20 protein-coding genes, 5 tRNA genes, 1 other RNA gene and 1 riboswitch are annotated in these 20,027 nt (G+C 39.0%); of the genes, 11 read left to right on the plus strand and 15 right to left on the minus strand.

Annotated elements, in window-relative coordinates; all coding sequences use genetic code 11:
- Nucleotides 1-12: 12 nt before the first annotated feature.
- On the minus strand, nt 13-672 hold the full coding sequence (gene ribB / locus WBW42_RS12425) for a 3,4-dihydroxy-2-butanone-4-phosphate synthase (protein ID WP_017481316.1): 660 nt from the start codon (nt 670-672) through the stop codon (nt 13-15).
- Between the two features lie 90 nt (nt 673-762).
- Nucleotides 763-913: riboswitch (FMN riboswitch) on the minus strand.
- A 176-nt stretch (nt 914-1,089) separates the two neighbouring features.
- Here ribB and WBW42_RS12430 point away from each other — a divergent pair.
- Together WBW42_RS12430 and WBW42_RS12435 are read left to right on the plus strand one after the other, a co-directional pair.
- The gene (locus WBW42_RS12430; protein ID WP_032056903.1) at nt 1,090-2,874 is read left to right on the plus strand and encodes a DUF2157 domain-containing protein; all 1,785 of its coding nucleotides are present in this window, start codon (nt 1,090-1,092) and stop codon (nt 2,872-2,874) included.
- The gene (locus WBW42_RS12435) at nt 2,871-3,431 is read left to right on the plus strand and encodes a GDYXXLXY domain-containing protein (RefSeq protein WP_032056902.1); all 561 of its coding nucleotides are present in this window, start codon (nt 2,871-2,873) and stop codon (nt 3,429-3,431) included. Before WBW42_RS12430 ends, WBW42_RS12435 begins: the two co-directional genes overlap by 4 nt.
- Nucleotides 3,432-3,476: 45 nt before the next feature.
- Here WBW42_RS12435 and panD read toward each other — a convergent pair whose 3' ends face one another.
- The 11 genes from panD to WBW42_RS12490 all read right to left on the minus strand — a co-directional run bounded on the left by panD (nt 3,477) and on the right by WBW42_RS12490 (nt 9,553).
- Nucleotides 3,477-3,857 carry an aspartate 1-decarboxylase gene (panD, locus tag WBW42_RS12440; protein ID WP_002120296.1) on the minus strand — a complete coding sequence of 127 codons (381 nt, stop codon included), beginning with the start codon at nt 3,855-3,857 and terminating at the stop codon, nt 3,477-3,479.
- 131 nt (nt 3,858-3,988) lie between these two features.
- Nucleotides 3,989-4,570, minus strand: a complete 582-nt coding sequence (gene pth, locus WBW42_RS12445; protein WP_284106244.1) for an aminoacyl-tRNA hydrolase — start codon at nt 4,568-4,570, stop codon at nt 3,989-3,991.
- A gap of 20 nt (nt 4,571-4,590) precedes the next feature.
- Complete coding sequence (gene rplY, locus WBW42_RS12450) at nt 4,591-4,887, minus strand: 50S ribosomal protein L25 (RefSeq protein ID WP_002120443.1); 297 nt, start codon at nt 4,885-4,887, stop codon at nt 4,591-4,593.
- Nucleotides 4,888-4,983: 96 nt separating this feature from the next.
- Nucleotides 4,984-5,934, minus strand: coding sequence for a ribose-phosphate pyrophosphokinase (locus WBW42_RS12455; RefSeq protein ID WP_002120445.1), 951 nt, complete (start codon nt 5,932-5,934; stop codon nt 4,984-4,986).
- Nucleotides 5,935-5,970: 36 nt separating this feature from the next.
- Nucleotides 5,971-6,045, minus strand: a tRNA-Gln gene (locus WBW42_RS12460).
- A 91-nt stretch (nt 6,046-6,136) separates the two neighbouring features.
- Nucleotides 6,137-6,211 (minus strand) — tRNA-Gln (locus WBW42_RS12465).
- 20 nt (nt 6,212-6,231) lie between these two features.
- Nucleotides 6,232-6,306 (minus strand) — tRNA-Gln (locus WBW42_RS12470).
- A 29-nt stretch (nt 6,307-6,335) separates the two neighbouring features.
- A tRNA-Gln gene (locus tag WBW42_RS12475) sits at nt 6,336-6,410 on the minus strand.
- On the minus strand, nt 6,409-7,242 hold the full coding sequence (gene ispE, locus WBW42_RS12480) for a 4-(cytidine 5'-diphospho)-2-C-methyl-D-erythritol kinase (protein ID WP_032056901.1): 834 nt from the start codon (nt 7,240-7,242) through the stop codon (nt 6,409-6,411). The genes WBW42_RS12475 and ispE overlap by 2 nt, the downstream gene beginning before the upstream one ends.
- An 18-nt stretch (nt 7,243-7,260) precedes the next feature.
- On the minus strand, nt 7,261-7,839 hold the full coding sequence (gene lolB / locus WBW42_RS12485) for a lipoprotein insertase outer membrane protein LolB (protein ID WP_032056900.1): 579 nt from the start codon (nt 7,837-7,839) through the stop codon (nt 7,261-7,263).
- A 4-nt stretch (nt 7,840-7,843) separates the two neighbouring features.
- A complete protein-coding gene (locus WBW42_RS12490) occupies nt 7,844-9,553 on the minus strand; it encodes a tetratricopeptide repeat protein (protein ID WP_005070953.1) in 1,710 nt (569 codons plus the stop codon).
- Nucleotides 9,554-9,641: 88 nt separating this feature from the next.
- Between WBW42_RS12490 and hemA the strand changes: the two genes are divergently transcribed.
- Nucleotides 9,642-10,925, plus strand: coding sequence for a glutamyl-tRNA reductase (hemA, locus tag WBW42_RS12495; protein ID WP_032056899.1), 1,284 nt, complete (start codon nt 9,642-9,644; stop codon nt 10,923-10,925).
- Here the strand turns inward: hemA and WBW42_RS12500 are convergent.
- Nucleotides 10,922-12,790, minus strand: coding sequence for a DNA primase (locus WBW42_RS12500; protein ID WP_032056898.1), 1,869 nt, complete (start codon nt 12,788-12,790; stop codon nt 10,922-10,924). The two genes, hemA and WBW42_RS12500, sit on opposite strands and share 4 nt — an antisense overlap.
- A 157-nt stretch (nt 12,791-12,947) precedes the next feature.
- The gene (locus WBW42_RS12505; RefSeq protein ID WP_032056897.1) at nt 12,948-14,111 is read right to left on the minus strand and encodes an outer membrane protein assembly factor BamD; all 1,164 of its coding nucleotides are present in this window, start codon (nt 14,109-14,111) and stop codon (nt 12,948-12,950) included.
- 71 nt (nt 14,112-14,182) lie between these two features.
- Between WBW42_RS12505 and rluD the strand changes: the two genes are divergently transcribed.
- The 3 genes from rluD (at nt 14,183) to WBW42_RS12520 (ending at nt 16,724) form a co-directional block, all read left to right on the plus strand.
- Entirely contained in the window at nt 14,183-15,235 is a 1,053-nt protein-coding gene (gene rluD, locus WBW42_RS12510) for a 23S rRNA pseudouridine(1911/1915/1917) synthase RluD (RefSeq protein WP_005075271.1), read from the plus strand.
- A gap of 10 nt (nt 15,236-15,245) precedes the next feature.
- Nucleotides 15,246-15,983, plus strand: coding sequence for a peptidoglycan editing factor PgeF (pgeF, locus tag WBW42_RS12515; protein ID WP_032056896.1), 738 nt, complete (start codon nt 15,246-15,248; stop codon nt 15,981-15,983).
- 189 nt (nt 15,984-16,172) lie between these two features.
- Nucleotides 16,173-16,724 (plus strand): flavodoxin family protein, encoded by a 552-nt coding sequence (locus WBW42_RS12520; RefSeq protein WP_032056895.1) that lies wholly within the window; start codon nt 16,173-16,175, stop codon nt 16,722-16,724.
- A gap of 48 nt (nt 16,725-16,772) precedes the next feature.
- Here the strand turns inward: WBW42_RS12520 and smpB are convergent, their stop codons facing one another.
- The gene (gene smpB, locus WBW42_RS12525) at nt 16,773-17,249 is read right to left on the minus strand and encodes an SsrA-binding protein SmpB (RefSeq protein WP_002120348.1); all 477 of its coding nucleotides are present in this window, start codon (nt 17,247-17,249) and stop codon (nt 16,773-16,775) included.
- Between the two features lie 134 nt (nt 17,250-17,383).
- Here smpB and coaD point away from each other — a divergent pair, with 134 nt between their 5' ends.
- The 5 genes from coaD (at nt 17,384) to WBW42_RS12550 (ending at nt 19,996) form a co-directional block, all read left to right on the plus strand.
- The gene (gene coaD / locus WBW42_RS12530; protein ID WP_005070938.1) at nt 17,384-17,875 is read left to right on the plus strand and encodes a pantetheine-phosphate adenylyltransferase; all 492 of its coding nucleotides are present in this window, start codon (nt 17,384-17,386) and stop codon (nt 17,873-17,875) included.
- Between the two features lies 1 nt (nt 17,876).
- Nucleotides 17,877-18,140, plus strand: a complete 264-nt coding sequence (locus WBW42_RS12535; RefSeq protein ID WP_005070936.1) for a YfhL family 4Fe-4S dicluster ferredoxin — start codon at nt 17,877-17,879, stop codon at nt 18,138-18,140.
- Nucleotides 18,141-18,167: 27 nt separating this feature from the next.
- Nucleotides 18,168-18,523, plus strand: an RNA gene (gene rnpB, locus WBW42_RS12540) — RNase P RNA component class A.
- Between the two features lie 63 nt (nt 18,524-18,586).
- Nucleotides 18,587-18,663, plus strand: a tRNA-Met gene (locus WBW42_RS12545).
- Nucleotides 18,664-18,811: 148 nt separating this feature from the next.
- Nucleotides 18,812-19,996 carry a porin gene (locus WBW42_RS12550; RefSeq protein ID WP_032056894.1) on the plus strand — a complete coding sequence of 395 codons (1,185 nt, stop codon included), beginning with the start codon at nt 18,812-18,814 and terminating at the stop codon, nt 19,994-19,996.
- Nucleotides 19,997-20,027 lie beyond the last annotated feature (31 nt).

Raw genomic sequence — 20,027 nt, forward strand, 5'->3', positions numbered from 1 at the left:
AACCTTTTTTGTTTAAATGCTGTGTTGTTGGCGGTATTGAACAAGTTCTTCAATCGTAATCACCGTTAAGTGATGAGTTTGAGCATATGCTAAAACTTGAATGCCTGATGCCATCGTGCCATCTGGATTGGTTAATTCACATAACACACCAGCAGGTTTTAAACCAGCTAATCTTGCTAGATCAATTGTTCCCTCGGTATGACCTCGACGAGTAAGGACTCCACCATTACGTGCACGTAATGGGAAAACGTGACCCGGACGATTTAAGTCACTTGCAACAGCACCATCTTTAATAGCAGTTTGAATGGTTGTTACACGGTCCTTAGCAGAAACACCAGTGGTAACGCCTTGAGCTGCCTCAATAGTCACTGTAAAAGCGGTATGAAACTGGCTCGAGTTTTGAGAAACCATTGGTGGTAGTTCTAGATGGTCTGCTAGCTCTTCTGTAAGGCATAAACATACGATACCCGAGCCATCACGAATCATGCGTGCCATTGTTTCTACCGTTAAAGTTTCGGCTGCAACAATTAAATCTGCTTCATTTTCGCGATCAAAGTCGTCCATAACCAAGACAGGCTTGCCTTGACGGATATCTTCTAATGCTTGCTGAATGCGTTGCTCAGCAGGAGAGAGAGCTGAGAAAAAAAGTTCTGGTTGAATTAAGCTAGACATAATGAAACGCTCTCGTAAAAATACGGTTGAACATTTCAGGACTGATGTAAAAACAGGCTGGCACTGAAATAAAACGGATTTATCCCAGTTCGTCGTCTTCTTTCATCCGGACTATACCGTCGGCTTTGGAGTTTCACCAAATCTGCTCAAATTACACAATTTAAGCTCGTGGGCTTGTTAATCTATTTATAAAAATTAACTTTACCACCGGTGGGGAATTGCACCCCGCCCTGAAGCGATGGGTTTTATTATAGCGCGCTTGATAGAATTGGCTAGATGCTTTTATAGAATGCTAAGTTTCTTTATGAATAAGCATTTTCATAAATCGAAATAGGCTTTTTAACAAGAGCTTACTTGTTCATATGAAAATGGAATGCTATGTTTTTTATAGAAAATTATAAATAAAATAGGTGTTTCATGCAGATAAGAGACTATTATCCTCTAACCAATAGCTCATTTATTCAGCATCTCCATATTTTCAGTTATGTATTTATGGCAGTAAGTATCCTTTATTTAATTGCTGCCAACTGGTTTATGCTTCCAAACAGTATTCAACTCGCTATCCCGCCCGTTATATTACTTGTGTCAGCATGGTTCAGCACAAAAGATACTTTAAGTGATGGGGTTAGGCAGACCTTACATAGCGTTTGTGGTTTGATGATAGGCTTAAGCTTGGCCGTTATTGGACAGGTTTATCAAACAGGTGCGGACAGTTATTTGCTTTTTTTAATTTGGACATTGCTTATACTGCCGTGGTTATATCGACCAAATATTGGAATCTTTGCTTTAATTTGTATTACCAGCCAACTTACACTTTTTTTATTTTTTAAACAGACTTTCTGGTCAGAAAAATTTCCTTATGTATATCTATTTGCTCTGAATTTATTAAGCCTTATTGAATTTTGGGTGTGTATAAAGAAATATCGTGCTTTACGATTTGTCTTTATCGCTTGGTTCGCCGTTATTTCGATTATTGGAATGATTCAATATTTATCGAATGAGAATATTGCTTATCTAATTTCTGCTTTCTTTTCAGGAATAATCGCTTTTTATTATTTCTTCAAAAAAGATGATCAGTTATGTGCCAGTTTAATGGCTGCTGTTCTGGGCGTGACCGCAACCATATGGCTTGTAGATGGGATTAATAACCTATTTAAAGACTCTAATGAGTTCATATTTTTATTGACTGCAGGCATTATTTTTATTTGGTTTGCGCTGATTAGCTATCTTTTAATAAAAATTTTTCGTCAAAGCCGCTTTTATATCATTCCATTGGCAATTGGTGCTTGGCTTGCTGGCTTGGCACTTGCAGCTTTTACGCTGGTGTTTTGGGAAGCTATTTCTTTAGTTATTGGAATTGTTTTTGTTGGATCGGCGTTTATTCTTTTAAAGAAATCACAAAGCTATTTCTTTCGGCAATTTGCCTATTGTTTATTTATCAGTGGGCAGACCGCTTTCTTATTTCATCTTGGTTCAGAAACAGATCAAATTCTATGGGTTTTAATTGCACAGATTTTTATTCTATGTATTAGTTATTTTCTTAAACCTCATTGGTTCTTCATTTTAATTCAAATGCTTGCTACGTATGGCATAGCTTTTATCTATTTGCTACAACTGGACCATTCATTGTGGTCAATACATTCTACTCAGACTTATTTAAATTTAACTTTGCTCAGTTACTTGGTTTTTAGTTTGGTGCTCTTACCTAAGAGAGAATCAATAGCCCTATACGAGCGTAGTATTTTTTTATGCGTGCTGGTCGTAATTCTTGTAGCTTCTTTTTTCAATACTTTTATGGGGTTGGTACCAGAAAATTCGATAGATCAGCAGTTATGGGTTTTATATTTGCTACCTGTTGTCTGGTTACTTTGCTTTAGTGTTCTTCATTTATATCGACAACTTAAGGCACTCACTTTTTTCGCCTTTTTAATATTTGGTGTGTTACTTATTGTGTTGGGATATTTTGAAATTTTCATCCTGCTTATTATTTTAACGTGGGCATTAAAAAAGAAAGATTATATTGTGTATGGAGTGAGCTTAACTGTATTCGTTTTTGTGTTCTGGCAGCTCTATTACAACCTACAAATAACTTTTCTAGCTAAGAGTGCATCTATTTTTATTTCGGGTATTGTTTTATTGGCTCTGTCTTGGTTACTTCAACGTGAAAATAAAAATGATCTTGTTAAAGGAGAGAAAGAATGAAAAAGTATTTTTCTCTTATTCTTGCATTAGCCACCATATTATTTTTTGCAGGTTTAGTGGCGAAAAATGAATGGCATTTGCACCATAGTAAAAGTATTTTTATTGAGCTTAAGCCAGTTGACCCTCGTTCAATTTTACAAGGTGACTATATGGCACTGGCTTATGAATTACATTTACAATCTCTTAAAGCTCTTGCAGGAAGTGAAGGTGAGGCTCTGGAACAGGTGATTTTTAATCGCTCTTCCGTTCCCGCAAAAGTTATTTTGGATTCACAAAATCGCGTAGTTCGTACCATTTTAGATATTAATAATTCATTTGCTGGGCAGAGGTTAATTTTAAAAAATCCTGAAAATCGTTTGCAGGCTTTATATCCTGCCTCTCGCAGTTTCTTGTTTGCAGAAGGCTTGGCTCAATGTTATGAAAAAGCCAAATATGCTGAATTTAAGGTAAATCCTGAAGGAGAGGTGATATTGTTCGAATTACGAGGAGAGCAGCTTCAACCATTAAATTGTGAAAAACAAAAGAACTGGTGGGAAGGAACTATTAAGGATTTATAAAATAATAAAAGCCCGTCAATGCGGGCTTTTTATTCTTAAAATAAATTAGGCAACTTGAACAGGAATGCAATTCGCTGTGTGGTTGACTGTATTATTTGGATTAGCATATACCAAACGTGGTTTATGAATATTTGCTTCAGCTTCAGTAAAATCACCAAATGTAGCAATAATTACTAAATCGCCAACGTCTGCTTGATGTGCAGCACCGCCGTTTACTGAAATAATTCCAGAGTTATCTTCACCACGAATCGCATAAGTTGTGAAGCGTTTGCCATTGGTTACATTCCAAACATGAATTTCTTCATATTCACGAATACCAGCTAAGTCCATCAATACGCCATCAATTGCACAAGAACCTTCATAGTGAAGTTCAGCATGGGTTACAACTGCACGGTGAATTTTGCATTTTAATAAACGAGATAGCATGGCTAGCGTCTCCTGAGTAGACCTAAGAGGTAGATCTTATGGTGAAATCTTTAGCTTTTGCGGTTGGCAAAGTGGCTGATGCGCATTTTGCTCCTAAAAAAGCAAGATAGCAAGCATGATTGTTCAACAATTTAAGTGGGTTTATATGCATTAATTTGATTCATGGCCTGTGGAACTTGTCCTTGAACAAGTAGCTTCACTTTAGAAAGGGCATGATCAATTGCAGCATCCATCAGACTTTGTTCACTACTTGGCGCTTTTCCAAGTACGTGACCTGAAACTTTCTCTTTCGAGCCAGGATGTCCGATACCAATACGTAAACGGTGAAAATTTGGACCAATATGAGGGACAATGTCACGTAAACCGTTATGACCACCGTGTCCACCGCCTGTTTTAAGACGAATTACACCTGGGCTCATATCAAGTTCATCATGAGCAATCAAAATTGCTTCGGGAGCAATTTGATAAAATTTTGCAAATGGAACTACACTTTGTCCAGAACGGTTCATAAATGTAATGGGTAGAAGTAGACGGACATCGTGTCCTTCTATATTACCACGTCCACTGATTCCGTGAAATTTCGGATCATTTTTTAATGTAATGCCATATTTGTCAGCAAGCTGTTCAATGAACCAAAAACCTGCATTATGGCGGGTTTGGGCATATTCTGAACCAGGATTGCCCAAACCAACAATTAGCGAAATATTTGACACTAATCTACGCCTTTAAACACTTATGCGCGTTTGAAGTCAGCGTGCATAGGAGTGTTTTTAGATGGGTGACGTTGTAACGCTTGGATTTTAACGTTTTCAACTTTGTCGCCCACTTTGATTTCTACAACTTCTTCAAAGAAAGCATTGCTTTCTAAAGCTTTTACAAGCTCACGAAGTTCTAAAGTAACAGTTACAGGCTCAGCGTTGCCACCATAAATGATAGCTGGAATTAAAGCTTCGCGACGAAGGCGGCGGCTCGCACCTTTCCCTTGTTTGTCTTCAGCACGCGCTTGAGCGTTTAATACGAAGTTTGCCATGAGTAAATCCTCATTAAAGTTTAAAAGACTAAACTTGCGACCAGTTTAGTGATAGAAAACCCCAGCCAAGGCTAGGGTTTATAAAAAGCTGCAATATTATAAACTATCGAACATTGCACTGATAGACTCTTCGTTATTAATACGACGAATCGTTTCAGCAACCATGCTAGCAACAGAAACCTGACGGATCTTGCCTAAGGTCAATGCTTCTTCAGAAAGAGGAATGGTATCAGTCACAACCAGTTCATCAATAACTGAATTACGTAAGTTTTCAATAGCCTTACCTGATAGTACAGGGTGAGTTGCGTATGCAACTACACGACGTGCACCAAATTGCTTAAGCGCATCAGCTGCTTTACACAATGTACCAGCAGTATCAACCATATCGTCTACGATAACGCAATCACGATCTTTTACGTCACCAATTAAGTGCATAACTTGCGACTCATTGGCTTTTTGACGACGTTTATCAATAATTGCTAAATCGATGTCACCCATCTGTTTGGCAACAGCACGAGCACGTACTACACCACCAACGTCAGGAGAAACCACCATAAGGTTGTCATGTTGTTGTTGACGTAAGTCAGCAAGCAAAGCAGGAGTACCGTAGATGTTATCGACTGGAATATCGAAGAAACCTTGAATTTGGTCAGCATGTAAGTCGATCATCACGACACGGTCAATACCAACAGTGGTAAGCATGTCTGCAACAACTTTAGCTGTAATCGGCACACGTGCAGAACGTGGACGACGGTCTTGGCGAGCATAACCAAAATAAGGGATAACAGCGGTAATACGACCAGCACTTGCACGACGCAAAGCATCTGCCATAACCAAGATTTCCATAAGGTTATCATTGGTAGGGGCACAAGTAGGCTGAACGATAAATACGTCTTTACCACGAACATTTTCAGTAATTTCTACTGAAATTTCTCCATCAGAAAAGTGACCGACTGATGCAGCACCTAGAGGGATATGTAAGTGACTTACGACTTTTTGAGCGAACTGTGGATGAGCATTTCCACTAAAAACGACAAGATTGGGCATGAAGCACCCTTGGCGGTTGGTATGTAATGAAATAGATGGCAGGGGCGGCTGGATTCGAACCAACGGATGCCGAGATCAAAACCCGGTGCCTTACCACTTGGCGACGCCCCTAATGCGGCAGAACTTTAATATTTTTGCAATGCAATGTCAAGATTAATCAACAAAAAGCATAGCAATTAAGTCTGTCTTTAAAATAAGAGAATGGCAGGGGCGGCTGGATTCGAACCAACGGATGCCGAGATCAAAACCCGGTGCCTTACCACTTGGCGACGCCCCTAAATTCGATGATATATATGATGGCAGGGGCGGCTGGATTCGAACCAACGGATGCCGAGATCAAAACCCGGTGCCTTACCACTTGGCGACGCCCCTAATATAATCATCATTATTACAGGTGAGGTTGGCAGGGGCGGCTGGATTCGAACCAACGGATGCCGAGATCAAAACCCGGTGCCTTACCACTTGGCGACGCCCCTAACGTGTAACTTTAAAATGATTAAGAGGAGATTCTTTTAAACTATTTACCAAGTAAGATTTACATGGTGAATGGTTAAGAATTTCGTCAATATTCATTTCATTTGTTACTTCAGTAAAAACACAAGCACCTGTACCTGTAAGCTTTGCTTGACCAAACTGATCTAAATATTGCATTGCTTCTTCTACTTTAGGGTATAACTGTCGAGCCAGTGGCTCAAAGTTATTTCCAAAATTAGAAGGCTCTAACTGATAGGCGCAAAATTTAGTGGTCTTAGAGTCTCTTGTCAATGTTTTTTGTGAAAAAAGCAATTGAGTGCTGATAAAACAATCAGGTTTTAAAATAATGAACTGTTTTTGATCTAAGTCTATGAATGATAAATGTTCACCGATGCCTTCGGCCCATGCGTTTTTACCATAAATAAAAATAGGAACATCGGCACCGAGCTTAACACCGTAGTCCGCAAGTTGTTCTTGCTCCAGACCACATTCCCATAATTGATTTAACACAATAAGCGTGGTGGCGGCATTGGAAGAACCACCGCCTAGACCTGCGCCCATTGGAATATTTTTTTCAATTTTGATGTGTACACCACAAAACTTTTTTGCATGTGGCTTTAGTATTTGCGCTGCCCGATAAATCAAATTTTCTTCAGGACGAATTTCACTTAACCCATCAATTTTGATTTCTTCATTTGAAGTCAGGGTAAATGTCATCCAGTCATATAAATCAATAAGTTGGAAAATGGTTTGTAGCTCATGGTAACCATTTTCGCGTCGGCCTGTAATATGTAAAAACAGGTTGAGCTTAGCAGGGGAAGGAACTCGAATCATAGATTTATATAATTAGACTTAGCGGTTTTGGATGACCATTGTAATACGGTTTTCTTTATCTTCAGCAAGAGCTTGCTTTAAAACCAGTTTGTTTGGCAAAGTTTGTTCACCATCGTAACTGAAATTAACCGTCCAGCCATCTTCAATGAGTTGGCTCACTCGATTTGCAGCGTCTTTCGTAATTTGAGCATTTAGCGTTGCTGGTTTTGCTAAAATCCAGCTCGTTAAGTGTGTAATAGGGGCTTGCCAACCCGTTGCACGTTCTAAAAGTTCTTCTGGAGAGGCAGCGCTAATAAGTCCTGTTTTAGAACTGTTTAAAGTTACTTCGCCTGGTTTACCCTGAATTTGGGTTTTTCCAACGCCTAAAATGCCGCTTAACTCGATATCAAAATTATCTTGCTGTTGAAGCCAAGTAAAAAAAGCACTACCGGTTTGTTGTGGTGTACGAACTCCAATCTTACCTTGCAAATTAAAGTGCTTTTCATCTTGAACTTGTTGGGTAACCGCTGGCTTGGGTTGAGTAAAATGCTGACAACCGGTTAGAAATAATGCACTTGATCCACAAATCGCTGTGCACAGTTGGGCAAATTTGCTCATATATTTAACTCTTTTTTGCAGATGTAGGTAAAATTAACGCATCAAGCTGTTGTAATTGTGGATCATTGGCATGTTTTTGTTTCAGTTGTTGTAACACTGCGCTAAATTGCGTGAGTGACCCTTGCATATACAAAGCTTTAGCATAACGAACGCCAATATTTATATTATGGCTAAGTTCATAGGCTTTGCCTAAGGCTTCCGCCGCAGCTTCATAATCGTTCTGTAAAAATGCAATATAACCTAGCGTATCAAGAATTGAGGCCTGTTCAGGCGCATATTCTAAAGCTTGCTCTGCATACTGACGTGCTTCTTTTAAACGACGGTTTTGCAGTGCCAGTGTATAAGCATATGCATTTAGATACGTTGGGCTGTTGGGCTCAAGTTGTAATAATTGTTTTAATGTTTTGTCCAGCTTGTCACGATCCGTATATGGATCAAGTAATAAAACTTCCGCATAAATCAGTTCTGGGTCGTCGGGTAGGTTTTTAATTGCTTCATCTAATAGATTTAGTGCAGCTTTTTTATTACCCATTTTCTTTAAGATTTCAGCTTGGGCTTGATATAAGAAACTTGCATGTTGAGGATAATTTACTCGTTCTTGAGTAAGGAACCGTAAAGCATCGTGTAAGTTTTCTTGTTTATCATATATTGCGATCAAGTTTCGTCTAGATACCACATATAAACTGCCATCAACTAAACGATAGTAAGCTTTTGCAGTTTCATAATGCTGTTTACGCTCTGCATTAATGGCTAAGTAGTAATATGCTTCATTTTGGTATTTAGCCGAGTTTCTTAGGTCAACAAGATATTGTTCTGCTTTGTCATATTGTTTTAAATCAATACTCGTTAAGCCTGCAATGAATAAGGCTTCTTCAGCTTTAGGGTTAGTTTCTATAATTTTTTCAAGTTTTTCTAACGCAAGCTGAGATTGGTTAATTTGTATGAGATAGCGGATTTCCGCTAATCGAATATCTAAATTTTTCTTATTCTTACGACTCGACTTTGCATACCATTTAAGCGCACCTTCTTGATCGCTGAGAGCAATAAGTAAGTTTGCTTTCATTAAAATAAAACTCGTTACTTTAGGACGTCGACGTAATGCTTTGTTAATGTTGGTTAGCGCAGTTTGTAATTGGCCATTTTGAGCTTCTAAATTGGCGATGAGTGCCAAAATAGAAGGATTGTCTTTTTCTGCGCTAGAACGTAAAGCTGTTAATAGTACTTCTCGATCTTGCGCATTTTCTGGAGCAATGCTAGCTAAAATTTGTTCTAAATCGGCAGTGGGATCTATCTTTAAAATTTTATCTAATGTCTCAGCAGCAAGCTGATATTCGTGCGTTTTTAAAGCAATGTGTGACAAATAAAATAAAGCTGGTACATCTTTAGGCTCTTGAGCTACCCAATGAGTAGCAATATTTAACGCAGCTTGTAAATCATTATATTCAAGTGCAACGTCTAAAGCTCTCTGCTTAATTGATGTAGAGTTGCTTTTAATTGCGAGCACTGTGTAATTATGCAAAGCGTTTGGAATATCGTCATAAGCTAGAGCAAATTCAGCGACCATTGTTTGCTCTAGGGCCTGATCAAATGAATGCACGGCATAGGTCTCTTGCACAGGACGTGCATAGACATACGAGGACATGCTACCTAACAACAAGAATGTGGTAGAATACTGTCTTATCGAAGCACCGTTAAAATTAATACGGCTATTCATTTGACGCAATTTTTATTGATCCAAAGTAATGCTTTTTATGACACCGATGTTGCACAATAGCATAAATTTAGCGAAATGATGATCTGATATGTCTTTCTTTGCATTGGGTGTCAACCATCAAACAGCTTCTGTAGAACTCCGCGAACAAATTGCTTTCAATGCAGAGCGATTAAGTCGCTTGCTTGCCGAACAACGCCATCACCAAAACTTAAAGGATTTGGTGGTCGTCTCGACCTGTAACCGTACAGAAGTTTATGCCATGGCAGAAAACGCCGAAAGCCTTCTAAAATGGTTAGCTGATGCCAATAATATTGATGTAAAGCAGTTAATTCATCATGTTTATCGTTACGAGAATACGCAGGCGATTACACATTTAATGCGAGTGGCGAGTGGTCTAGATTCTCTCATGCTTGGTGAGCCGCAAATTTTAGGGCAGGTTAAAAGTGCTTTAGCATTGTCTAAAGAAGCTCAAACGGTCTCTCCTGAATTAAATAGTGTTTTTGAATACGCTTTCTATGCAGCTAAACGTGTACGTTCCGAAACAGCGGTCGGTAGTCATGCTGTTTCGATGGGGTATGCTGTTGCACAACTTGCTTTACAAGTTTTTAGTAAGCCTGAAAAGCTTACCGTAATGGTTGTTGCTGCAGGTGAAATGAATAGCTTGGTTGCTAAGCATTTGGCTGAAATGGGTGTCGCGAAGATTATTATTTGTAATCGTAGCCGTGAGCGTGCTGACCAGCTGGCTCAGGAGATTGCACAACAGGTTGAAGTTGAAATCATTGAGTTTTCAGCATTAGCAGAGAATTTATATCGTGCTGATGTCGTGTCGAGCTGTACTGGAAGTTTATATCAAGTTATTGCTTATTCTGATGTTAAGGCTGCATTAAAAAAACGCCGCTACCAACAAATGTTAATGGTTGATTTAGCGGTACCACGTGATATAGATCCTAAAGTTGAAGCACTTGATGGGGTCTATTTATATGGTGTCGATGATTTACAAAGTGTGATTGATGAAAACCTTGCTCAACGTCGTCAGGCGGCTGTTGAAGCAGAGGTCATGGTTAATCAATTAGCTACTCAGCTTATTACGCATCAAAAGGTTAAAGAGGCGGGTAGTACAATTCATGCTTACCGCCAGCACAGTGAAGAGATTAGTCAACAAGAGCTTACACATGCGTTAGAAGCTTTGCATCATGGTGAGAATGCCGAACAGGTGTTACAGCAATTTGCTCACCGTTTGACGCAAAAACTTATGCATCCCACATCTATCTTGTTACGTGAAGCTGCTAAAGCAGAAAATCCTGATTATTTTGAATGGTTACAACAGCATTTACAGGATGTATTTGATCATGAGCGTAAGCCAAAACATTAAGACAACAACTTTAAGCTAATTTGTTTTGTTAATTCATTCAATTGTTGTCTTAGATTTCTTGATTCAATTAAAGAAATCGGTGATTTCAGCTTCTGACGTAAATATCTTTCTTGCAAACTTAATGAATATTCTTTAGCTAACTTGTCAGCTACTTCAGGTGCCTGTGTTAGTGCTTGAATATTGGTTCTTTGCATAATATCGGCGATTTCATGACAGTAACTACTACAAGCACCAAGCACATAATAAGTTGCCAACTCTTGATCATCCGGTAAATCATCAAAAATACGATTTAAGATTGCCAGTACTTTGGCTAATAATTCATCTTGGTGAATATAAGCCCGTAATCCTTCAAAATGAATATAAAGAAAAGGATGATGCATTAAAATTGCAATCGCAAAGTCTTCATCTTTAGTATGGATGTTAAATGAGAGCGAGGCATCGTGGCTGATTTGTGGGGTAAAACGTTTACCTAGTCCGAGTTTTTCACGGAAAGATTGAGTAAGTAAGTAACGGAAAGAACCTTGTTTTGGTAATAACTCGGTGAGTTCTCTGAGTTCACCCATGACTAAGCTTTTCCCTTCAGGCGTACTGATATCGTGTTGACCTGTTAAGTGCGCAAACACGAAATCGGACAAAAGAGGGGCTTGTTGTAATAGTTTTTGAAAATTTTCGAGTCCTTCTCGACGGATGAGAGAGTCTGGATCGTGATCATTGGGTAGAACAAAAAATTTAAGTTCACGACCATCATTGAGAAGGGGTAAAGCAATTTCTAAAGTTCTGCGTGCTGCTTTTTGACCAGCAGCATCACCATCAAAAGCAATGGTAATACGACTATTTTGTTTAAATAAAATATTAAGGTGTTCAGTATTACTTGCAGTTCCTAAGGTTGCTACAGCTCCTGTAATGCCATATTGCTGAAGCGCAATGACATCCATATAGCCTTCAACCATTAACCAATCGCTAGATTTAAGTTTTCTACCTTCATAAAGTCCGTAAAGTAGCTGATTTTTATGAAAGACTTCTGAATCTGGCGAGTTAATATATTTGGGCTTGATTTCATCATTTAATGCACGCCCACCAAAGCCAACCACTCGGCCTTTCGGGTCGCGAATTGGGAAAATAACGCGGTCACGTAATAGGTCAAAATCACGGCCATTATCGCTCGAGCGGATAAGTCCAAGTTGTTTTAAGCCGTCAATATCATAAGGAAAAGCTTTTTCTAGGTGTTGCCAGTCTTCTGGAGCATAGCCTAAGCGCCAAAATTGAATAGTCTGATTGGTTAGTCCACGCTGTTTAAAGTAATTTTTTGCCTTTTGACTATGAGGTAATTGTTGTTCATAGAACTGAGCAACATTTTCCAGTAAGTCATATAAATTACCTTCTTGAACTGGTTCATCAAAGCTAAACGGCTGTTCGAACTGAGCAAAAGGGTCATCAAAAAATACGGGTTCAAGCGTGTTGTAGCTTTCATCTGATGGCTGCTGTGAAGTTACAGGCTCAGCCGTATTTGTTTTAGTAACAGGTGGCTTTGTAACCTGACGGGTATAAGATAGTTTTTTATTCTCAGTATTATCTTTGGGTAATTCAATTCCAGTACTGCTCGATAATTCTTTCATTACCTCAATAAAGTTTCGGTTATCAATATCCATAAGAAAACGGATTGCATTTCCGTTAGCCTGACAACCAAAGCAGTGATAATACTGTTTGTCACGGTAGACATGGAATGATGGCGTTTTTTCTTGATGAAAAGGGCAACAGCCGGAATATGTACGTCCGGTTTTTTTCAATTTCACACGCTGACCAATCAGATCGACAATATCTGTGCGATCTAGAATTTGATCAATCGTATGTTGTGGAATTGCCATAATTCAGATAACCGTATTAAAACTTGATGAGACAGTAAGTCAGAATATTCTGACATGATGAATCGAGATATGCCCAATAAATATTTTAATATTTTATAAAAACAAACAAGCAAGTGATATCACTTGCCTGTTTGTTGATGTTTTTTAAAGCTTAAACTTATTGAGCAGCGTCATCCGCACCTTGTGTTGCCTCATCTGATTGAACATCAGTTGAAGCTTCAGTAGAGGTTACAGCTGGTGCAACAGTTGTATTTTCTGCTGCTTGTGACTCAGGTTTGTCTAATAAACCGAAGCTTAAACGGTTTGTCCAACTACGTTCAGACTTAGGAGCTTCAACAGGTGTTTGTTCTGGTGCTTTAGTTTCTTCTTTATCTGAATTACCAATTAAACCAAAACTAACACGGTTGAGGAAACCACGTTTTGGAGCTTCTGCTTCAGTTGTGCTCTCTGGCGTTGCAGCAGTCGATTCACGACCGAAAATACCTAAAGTTGCACGGTTGATCCAGTTACCTTCTTTACGAGCAGCACGCATGTTAACTGTGCCGTCTTTTTTCACCAAGCTTGGATAATTAAGTTTTAAAACTTCAATATATTGTTGCGAAGTAGCTTTATCACCTAACTTGTCATAGCTATATGCCAAAGTGGCTAAAGCTTCTGGAATTTGAGGTGTTTGTGGATAGTGTTCAATCACCCATTGCGAACGTTCTGCAGCGGCGATCCAAGCTTTACGCTTAACGTTGAAGCGAGCGGCAGTCATTTCATTTTCAGCAAGTTCTTGCCCAATGAATTTCATACGCTGAGCAGCATCAACAGAATATTGGCTACTTGGGAAACGACGAATTAAATCAACAAAGTTTTGATACGCAACTTTTAAATAACTCACATCACGATGTGACTGTTGCAAAGAGGTATAACGCATCAAACTGTCGTAGTTTTGCTCCATATTGGCAACAGCACGAACATAATAAGCATAATCCACATTTGGATGTTGAGGATTTAAACGAATAAAACGTTCTGCTAAGGCAATGGTGCCTTCATAATCTTTTTGTTTAAATTTCGAATATAGAAGTTCAAGTTGTGCTTGTTGAGCGTATTGTCCAGTCGGATAATAAGTATCGATTGCCTCTAAAGACTTGGTCGCATCAAGATATTGACCACGGTCAAGCGACTTTTGGGCCTTTTCGAAGTAAGCTTGTTCACTAGATTGAGGGCCAGTATCGACCACTTCTTTTTTACTTGGATTGCTGCTACAGCCCACAAATGCAGACGCTACGCCTAAAGATAAGGCAAGCATCGTAATTTTATAACGTGGTAGCGACATAAAAACTCCTCTGTTATGTTGGGCAATGAGCTACAATTGCGCTATTAAACCACTTTTATCTCAATGATCAAATGACTTCAGCACAATCTTCAAACACAAACTTCTCTGAAACCGACTTCAATTTACTTGAAGATTCTGAGGATGCAGATAACCATACTTCTGATACAACTGCAACACGTTTATCGTTGCAAGTTCAGCTAGATGAAACCTATCTGGGACAACGTATCGATCAGGTAGCAGCTTTGGTGTGGAGCGAGTTTTCGCGTGAAAAGCTCAAGCAATGGTTGAAGGATGGCCATCTGTTGGTGAATGGTAACATTGTCAAGCCTAAGCACCGTTGTGAAGGAACAGAGCTACTTACGCTCGAAGTAGAGCTCGAAGCTCAGACGACGAGTCAACCTGAAAATATTCCACTTAATATTGTCTATGAAGACGATGATATTTTAGTCATTAATAAGCCAGTAGGCATGGTGGTACATCCAGGAGCAGGCAATAGTTCTGGAACTTTAGTGAATGCTTTGCTTTACCATTTCCCAAAATTGGCAGAACTTTCGCGCGCTGGTTTAGTACACCGTATTGATAAAGATACCAGCGGTTTACTGGTTGTTGCTAAAAGCCTAGAAGCTCAATTTTCTTTAAGTAAACAGTTGGCAAATAAAACGGTTTACCGTGTATATGACTTGGTTGTTTATGGAAATATTATTGCTGGCGGTACCATTGATGAACCAATCAAACGCCACCCAGTTGACCGTGTGAAAATGGCAATTTTACCGGGTGGACGAGATGCAGTAACTCACTACAATGTAAAAGAACGTTTTAAAGATTTTACCCGTGTACAAGCTCGTCTTGAAACAGGACGAACACATCAGATCCGTGTGCATTTTAGTTATATTGGTTACGGTTTGATTGGCGATCAGGTTTATATGAACCGTGTACGTGTGCCAGCTGGTGCATCTGAATTGCTCATTGAAACTTTACGTGGTTTTAAACGTCAGGCATTGCACGCAGCGAAATTGGGCTTAAAACACCCTCGTACTGGTGAAGAAATGCTATTTGAAGCGCCGTGGCCTGAAGATTTCACACATTTAGTGAATGTGTTACGTTCAGAAAACGCTGCATATTAAGGACGTGCATATGGAATTTGTTCAAGGTTTACCTCAAGGTGTATTTGTAGGGCAGACACGTGTTCAACATCCTTTGGCATTACCAACGGATCAACTTGAATTATCTGGCTTTAATTTGGCTTTACATGTCAAAGATGAGGTACAACGTGTTCAACAGCATCGAATGATATTGTTAGATGAGTTTGCGAAATTTGGTGTTAAAAAAATGACATGGATGACCCAAACGCATAGTACGATTTGCCATACTGTAAATGAACAAATTCCCTTTAAAGCTTTAATTGGTGATGGTTTAGTTACTCAAACTAAAGGTCATGCTTTAATGATGATGACGGCTGATTGCTTACCAGTCGTGTTGGGAAATGCCGAAGGCAGTGAAGTTGCTAATTTGCATGCGGGTTGGCGTGGTTTAGCAGGTGGCATTATTGAAAATACAGTAGCCGCTATGCAGAATCCTCCAACTTGGGCATGGTTAGGAGCTGCAATCAGTCAACCTTGTTTTGAAATTGGGGCCGAAGTAAAAACTGCTTTTTGTGATAAATATCCAGAGTTGGAAACAGCTTTTGTTGAGGGCGTGGCTCCAAATAAATTTCATGCAGATTTATATGCCATTGCACGCTTTATTTTGCAAAGTCTAGGTGTGCAACAAGTCTTAGGTGGAGATCAATGTTCTTATCAACAGGGTGATGAGTATTTTTCTTATCGTCGTGATGCGAAGACAGGACGTATGGCTACGTTTGTTTTTATGTAAGTTTTGATAACTTCCTTAAATGACTCTCTTATTTTATATTTATTAAAAATAGGAGAGTTTTTTATTTAATTTGAAAATATTTCTATAGTATGCAGTAGTGAAAACCTTATATTTCATATTTATAGATGAAGGTTTAGCAAGCGTTAATAAAATGATAAAATAGAAAAAATCGCTCAAAACTTTAATCTTATGTCTTCGCCTGAAAAACATCTCTCTATTGTCTACCACAGTCCATATGGTCATACCGCGAAGGTAGCTTCCGCTATTGCTGCTGGGGCAGAGGTGATGGGTGTAAAAGTACATTTAATGAATATTGAACATATTGATTGGGATGCACTTGATGCATCGCACGGTATTATTTTTGGTTCGCCTACCTATATGGGGAGTATGACCGCTGACTTTAAAAAGTTTATGGACAGTACTTCTAAACGTTGGAAAGAGCGTTTGTGGCAAGGAAAGCTTGCAGCTGGCTTTGCAAACTCAGGTGGTCTAAGCGGCGATAAATTGGCGGTATTACAACAATTAAATATTTTTGCGATGCAACATGGCATGCTTTGGTCAGGTTTACCTTTAATGACGACTGGGCATAGTGAAAAAGATTTAAATCGATTATCGAGTTGTTTAGGTTTAATGACGCAGTCAGATAATGCACCTGTTGAAATTACTCCTCCACAAGGTGATTTAGATACAGCTAAATGGTTTGGCGAATATATTGCTGGACTCTTATATAGATTAAATTAATAAATTCCGCGATATAAAAAAGCCTCTAAAAAGAGGCTTTTTATTTAATTACTTATGAAATATACGAGCTTTATCACGCTGCCAATCGCGATCTTTTTCAGTCGCACGTTTGTCATGAAGCTGTTTACCTTTCACAAGCGCGATTTCAAGTTTAACCAAGTGACCTTTCCAGTAACATGCTAAAGGAACACATGAGTAACCTTTTTGGTTAACTGAACCTGTTAGCTTTTCTAGTTCTCGGCGTGATAATAATAATTTACGTGTACGTGTAGCTTCAGGTACTACATGAGTAGATGCTGAAAGGAGCGGTTGAATTTGTGCACCAAATAAAAACGCTTCACCATTCTTAAAAATGACATAACTTTCTGTCAAACTCATGCGACCAGCACGTAAAGACTTTACTTCCCAGCCGAGTAAAGACATACCAGCTTCAAATTTTTCTTCGATAAAATAATCATGACGGGCACGTTTATTTTGTGCGATGGTTCCGCCATTATGTTTCTTTACTACTGTTGCTTTCGCCATAATTCAAACTTCCACAATTATGCCTATTGTGCCGTAAACTGATGCTAAGGTGAAGTTTTTCCTGCACGTCAATATTTCGCCTCATGTATAACTTTTGCTAAAATAGGTTCACAATACAATTAGAGTACTAGCGGATGTCTAAAACGCGTGTAATTTATCCTGGAACATTTGACCCCATCACGAATGGACACGTTGATTTAGTTACTAGAGCATCAAGAATGTTTGATGAGGTTGTAGTAGCAATTGCAATTGGACATCATAAAAATCCTTTGTTCAGTCTAGAAGAGAGAGTTGAACTGGCCCAAACATCACTCAGCCATTTATCAAATGTTGAATTTGTAGGCTTTGATGGTTTACTAGTTAATTTTTTCAAAGAGCAAAAGGCAACAGCAGTACTTCGTGGTTTAAGAGCAGTTTCTGATTTTGAATATGAATTTCAACTTGCCAATATGAACCGTCAACTTGACCCACATTTTGAAGCAGTATTTTTAACACCATCTGAGCAGTATTCATTTATTTCTTCGACATTAATTCGGGAAATTGCTCGTTTAAAAGGGGATGTAACCAAGTTTGTTCCGCAAGCTGTGGTTGAGGCCTTTGAACGTAAACATCAACAAGGTTGGTAAAGTGTCGTTATATATTACCGATGAATGCATAAACTGTGATGTTTGTGAACCAGTTTGCCCAAATGAAGCTATTTTCATGGGTGAAGTGATTTATGAAATTCATCCAGATTTATGCACTGAATGCGTTGGTCATCATGACCAGCCGCAATGTCAGTTATTTTGTCCAGTGGACTGTATTCCTAAAGATCCGCAGCATGTGGAGACGGAAGATGAGCTATTCGACAAATATAAAAAATTAATTGCTCAAAAAAGCACAAGCAATTAGTAAATAAATTTGTTAATATGCGCCCCTGAAGTGAGCTGGATGGTCGCTGCTGTGGAGGTCTTCGTGACTGAAGCAGGGGAGGAAAGTCCGGGCTTCATAGGGCAGGGTGCCAGGTAACGCCTGGGCGGTGAAAGCCGACGGAAAGTGCAGCAGAGAGTAGACCGCCTCATTCGTGAGGTAAGGGTGAAAGGGTGCGGTAAGAGCGCACCGCGTGTCTGGTAACAGTTCACGGCATGGTAAACCCCACCAGAAGCAAGACCAAATAGGAATCCTGAGGTACGGCCCGTACTGGATTCGGGTAGGTCGCTTGAGCGTATGAGTGATTGTACGCCTAGAGGAATGGCCATCCTCGACAGAACCCGGCTTATAGGCTCACTTCACCTAATTTATTTAAAATTTTTCTTGACGTGCGTTAAAGAAGTTAAGATAATGCGCGCACAGTTTTCGGCTATGTAGCTCAGTTGGTTAGAGCACCGCACTCATAATGCGGGGGTCACAAGTTCAAGTCTCGTCATAGCCACCATTTTATAGACCACGCTCCTGCGTGGTCTTTTTTTATGCTTATTTTTTGATTAAACACAGTTTGTAAAGACCGACTTTATAGTTATGGCATTGTTTGTCTAGATCAATTTCTTCATGTTCTTATAACACTTAACAAGGATGTTGAAGACATGAAAAGGTCATTATTATTTTTAGGAATTTTAAGTTTAACGGCGGGAGTAGAGGCTTCTGCTGCTGATTTGAGTTGGGGAGATCCAACTTTGGATTCGGGACAGTTTAAAGTTTCTGGTGCCGTGCGTTCCCGTTATTTGCATAAAGATTATGTGGTTGATGCAAATGAAGGTTCTCAAAATGATGACTGGCGATTAACTGATATTAAATTAGTGCTAGGTTATGAAAATCCAGATTGGATTGCAGGTGCGGATGCCCGTTGTTATCAATATGATCGCTTATGTGATGCGATTTTTCTAAAAAAAGCATGGGTGGGTTATAAGTTATCCGACAAGCAGAGAATCACGGCAGGTTTGCAACCCGTTGATTTTGGCTTTGGCGAATTTTGGGGGAGTAGTTATTACGAAACGCTTTTAAATACCGTTGGTTTAGAAGACATCGATAATCTGGGGATTAAATATAAATTTGCAGATGATAAATACAATTTGACCTTAGGTTTCTATCCAACTGATGGAGGAAACTATAAGGGAACGTCAAAAGACTCAAGTAGATACAGCGGTAATTTCGTTGAAACTGATGACTTGATGGTAGGAACTAATATTGAAGAAAAGAATATGTGGATTGCGCGAGCCTCTAGAAAATTTGAACTTGATAAAGTTCAAAAATTTTCGACCGAGTTAGGTGGTTCAGTCTGGTATTCTGATTTAGAAAATAAAAGAACAGATGAAGATGGACACCGCAAATCATGGAATGTATTTGCTCAAACGCAATATCAAGCATGGCAATGGATGTTCTTAGTAGGTAAGCAAGATGTCACCAATGGTGATAATTTATTTCCAAATAGCTCAACCATTGGAGCATTTGATTACCCGTATCAAGTCGCTAATAAAGGCAAATATCTAGTCAATGAAATTAACTATACCTTTGCTCAGCCATTTCACAAACTTGAAAATATTAAGCCTTATATCTCTCATAGCCGCTTTTTTAAAGATGAGAATGGTTATAAAGACTCTGAACGCTTAATAGCAGGGATTTATTTTAATTACAAAGCCATTGGTATTCAGGGTGAATATATTATGAGTAAGAATGACCCAATGGTAGGTGGTGGGGCAAATGGCCTTGCACAAGGCAGCAGTAATGACTGGGATAAACTGTTTTATCTTTCAATTGGATATTATTTCTAAAATTTAAAAGTAAACGATTGCCCTAAGTGAA

It is taken from the genome of Acinetobacter sp. LT1 (assembly GCF_059800965.1).

Bases quoted from the DNA above. Each gene is read 5' to 3' on its own strand.
- ribB (WP_017481316.1), bottom strand. From the start codon at position 672: ATGTCTAGCTTAATTCAACCAGAACTTTTTTTCTCAGCTCTCTCTCCT.
- WBW42_RS12430 (WP_032056903.1), top strand. From the start codon at position 1,090: ATGCAGATAAGAGACTATTATCCTCTAACCAATAGCTCATTTATTCAG.
- WBW42_RS12435 (WP_032056902.1), top strand. From the start codon at position 2,871: ATGAAAAAGTATTTTTCTCTTATTCTTGCATTAGCCACCATATTATTT.
- panD (WP_002120296.1), bottom strand. From the start codon at position 3,857: ATGCTATCTCGTTTATTAAAATGCAAAATTCACCGTGCAGTTGTAACC.
- rplY (WP_002120443.1), bottom strand. From the start codon at position 4,887: ATGGCAAACTTCGTATTAAACGCTCAAGCGCGTGCTGAAGACAAACAA.
- WBW42_RS12455 (WP_002120445.1), bottom strand. From the start codon at position 5,934: ATGCCCAATCTTGTCGTTTTTAGTGGAAATGCTCATCCACAGTTCGCT.
- ispE (WP_032056901.1), bottom strand. From the start codon at position 7,242: ATGATTCGAGTTCCTTCCCCTGCTAAGCTCAACCTGTTTTTACATATT.
- lolB (WP_032056900.1), bottom strand. From the start codon at position 7,839: ATGAGCAAATTTGCCCAACTGTGCACAGCGATTTGTGGATCAAGTGCA.
- WBW42_RS12490 (WP_005070953.1), bottom strand. From the start codon at position 9,553: ATGAATAGCCGTATTAATTTTAACGGTGCTTCGATAAGACAGTATTCT.
- hemA (WP_032056899.1), top strand. From the start codon at position 9,642: ATGTCTTTCTTTGCATTGGGTGTCAACCATCAAACAGCTTCTGTAGAA.
- WBW42_RS12500 (WP_032056898.1), bottom strand. From the start codon at position 12,790: ATGGCAATTCCACAACATACGATTGATCAAATTCTAGATCGCACAGAT.
- WBW42_RS12505 (WP_032056897.1), bottom strand. From the start codon at position 14,111: ATGTCGCTACCACGTTATAAAATTACGATGCTTGCCTTATCTTTAGGC.
- rluD (WP_005075271.1), top strand. From the start codon at position 14,183: ATGACTTCAGCACAATCTTCAAACACAAACTTCTCTGAAACCGACTTC.
- pgeF (WP_032056896.1), top strand. From the start codon at position 15,246: ATGGAATTTGTTCAAGGTTTACCTCAAGGTGTATTTGTAGGGCAGACA.
- WBW42_RS12520 (WP_032056895.1), top strand. From the start codon at position 16,173: ATGTCTTCGCCTGAAAAACATCTCTCTATTGTCTACCACAGTCCATAT.
- smpB (WP_002120348.1), bottom strand. From the start codon at position 17,249: ATGGCGAAAGCAACAGTAGTAAAGAAACATAATGGCGGAACCATCGCA.
- coaD (WP_005070938.1), top strand. From the start codon at position 17,384: ATGTCTAAAACGCGTGTAATTTATCCTGGAACATTTGACCCCATCACG.
- WBW42_RS12550 (WP_032056894.1), top strand. From the start codon at position 18,812: ATGAAAAGGTCATTATTATTTTTAGGAATTTTAAGTTTAACGGCGGGA.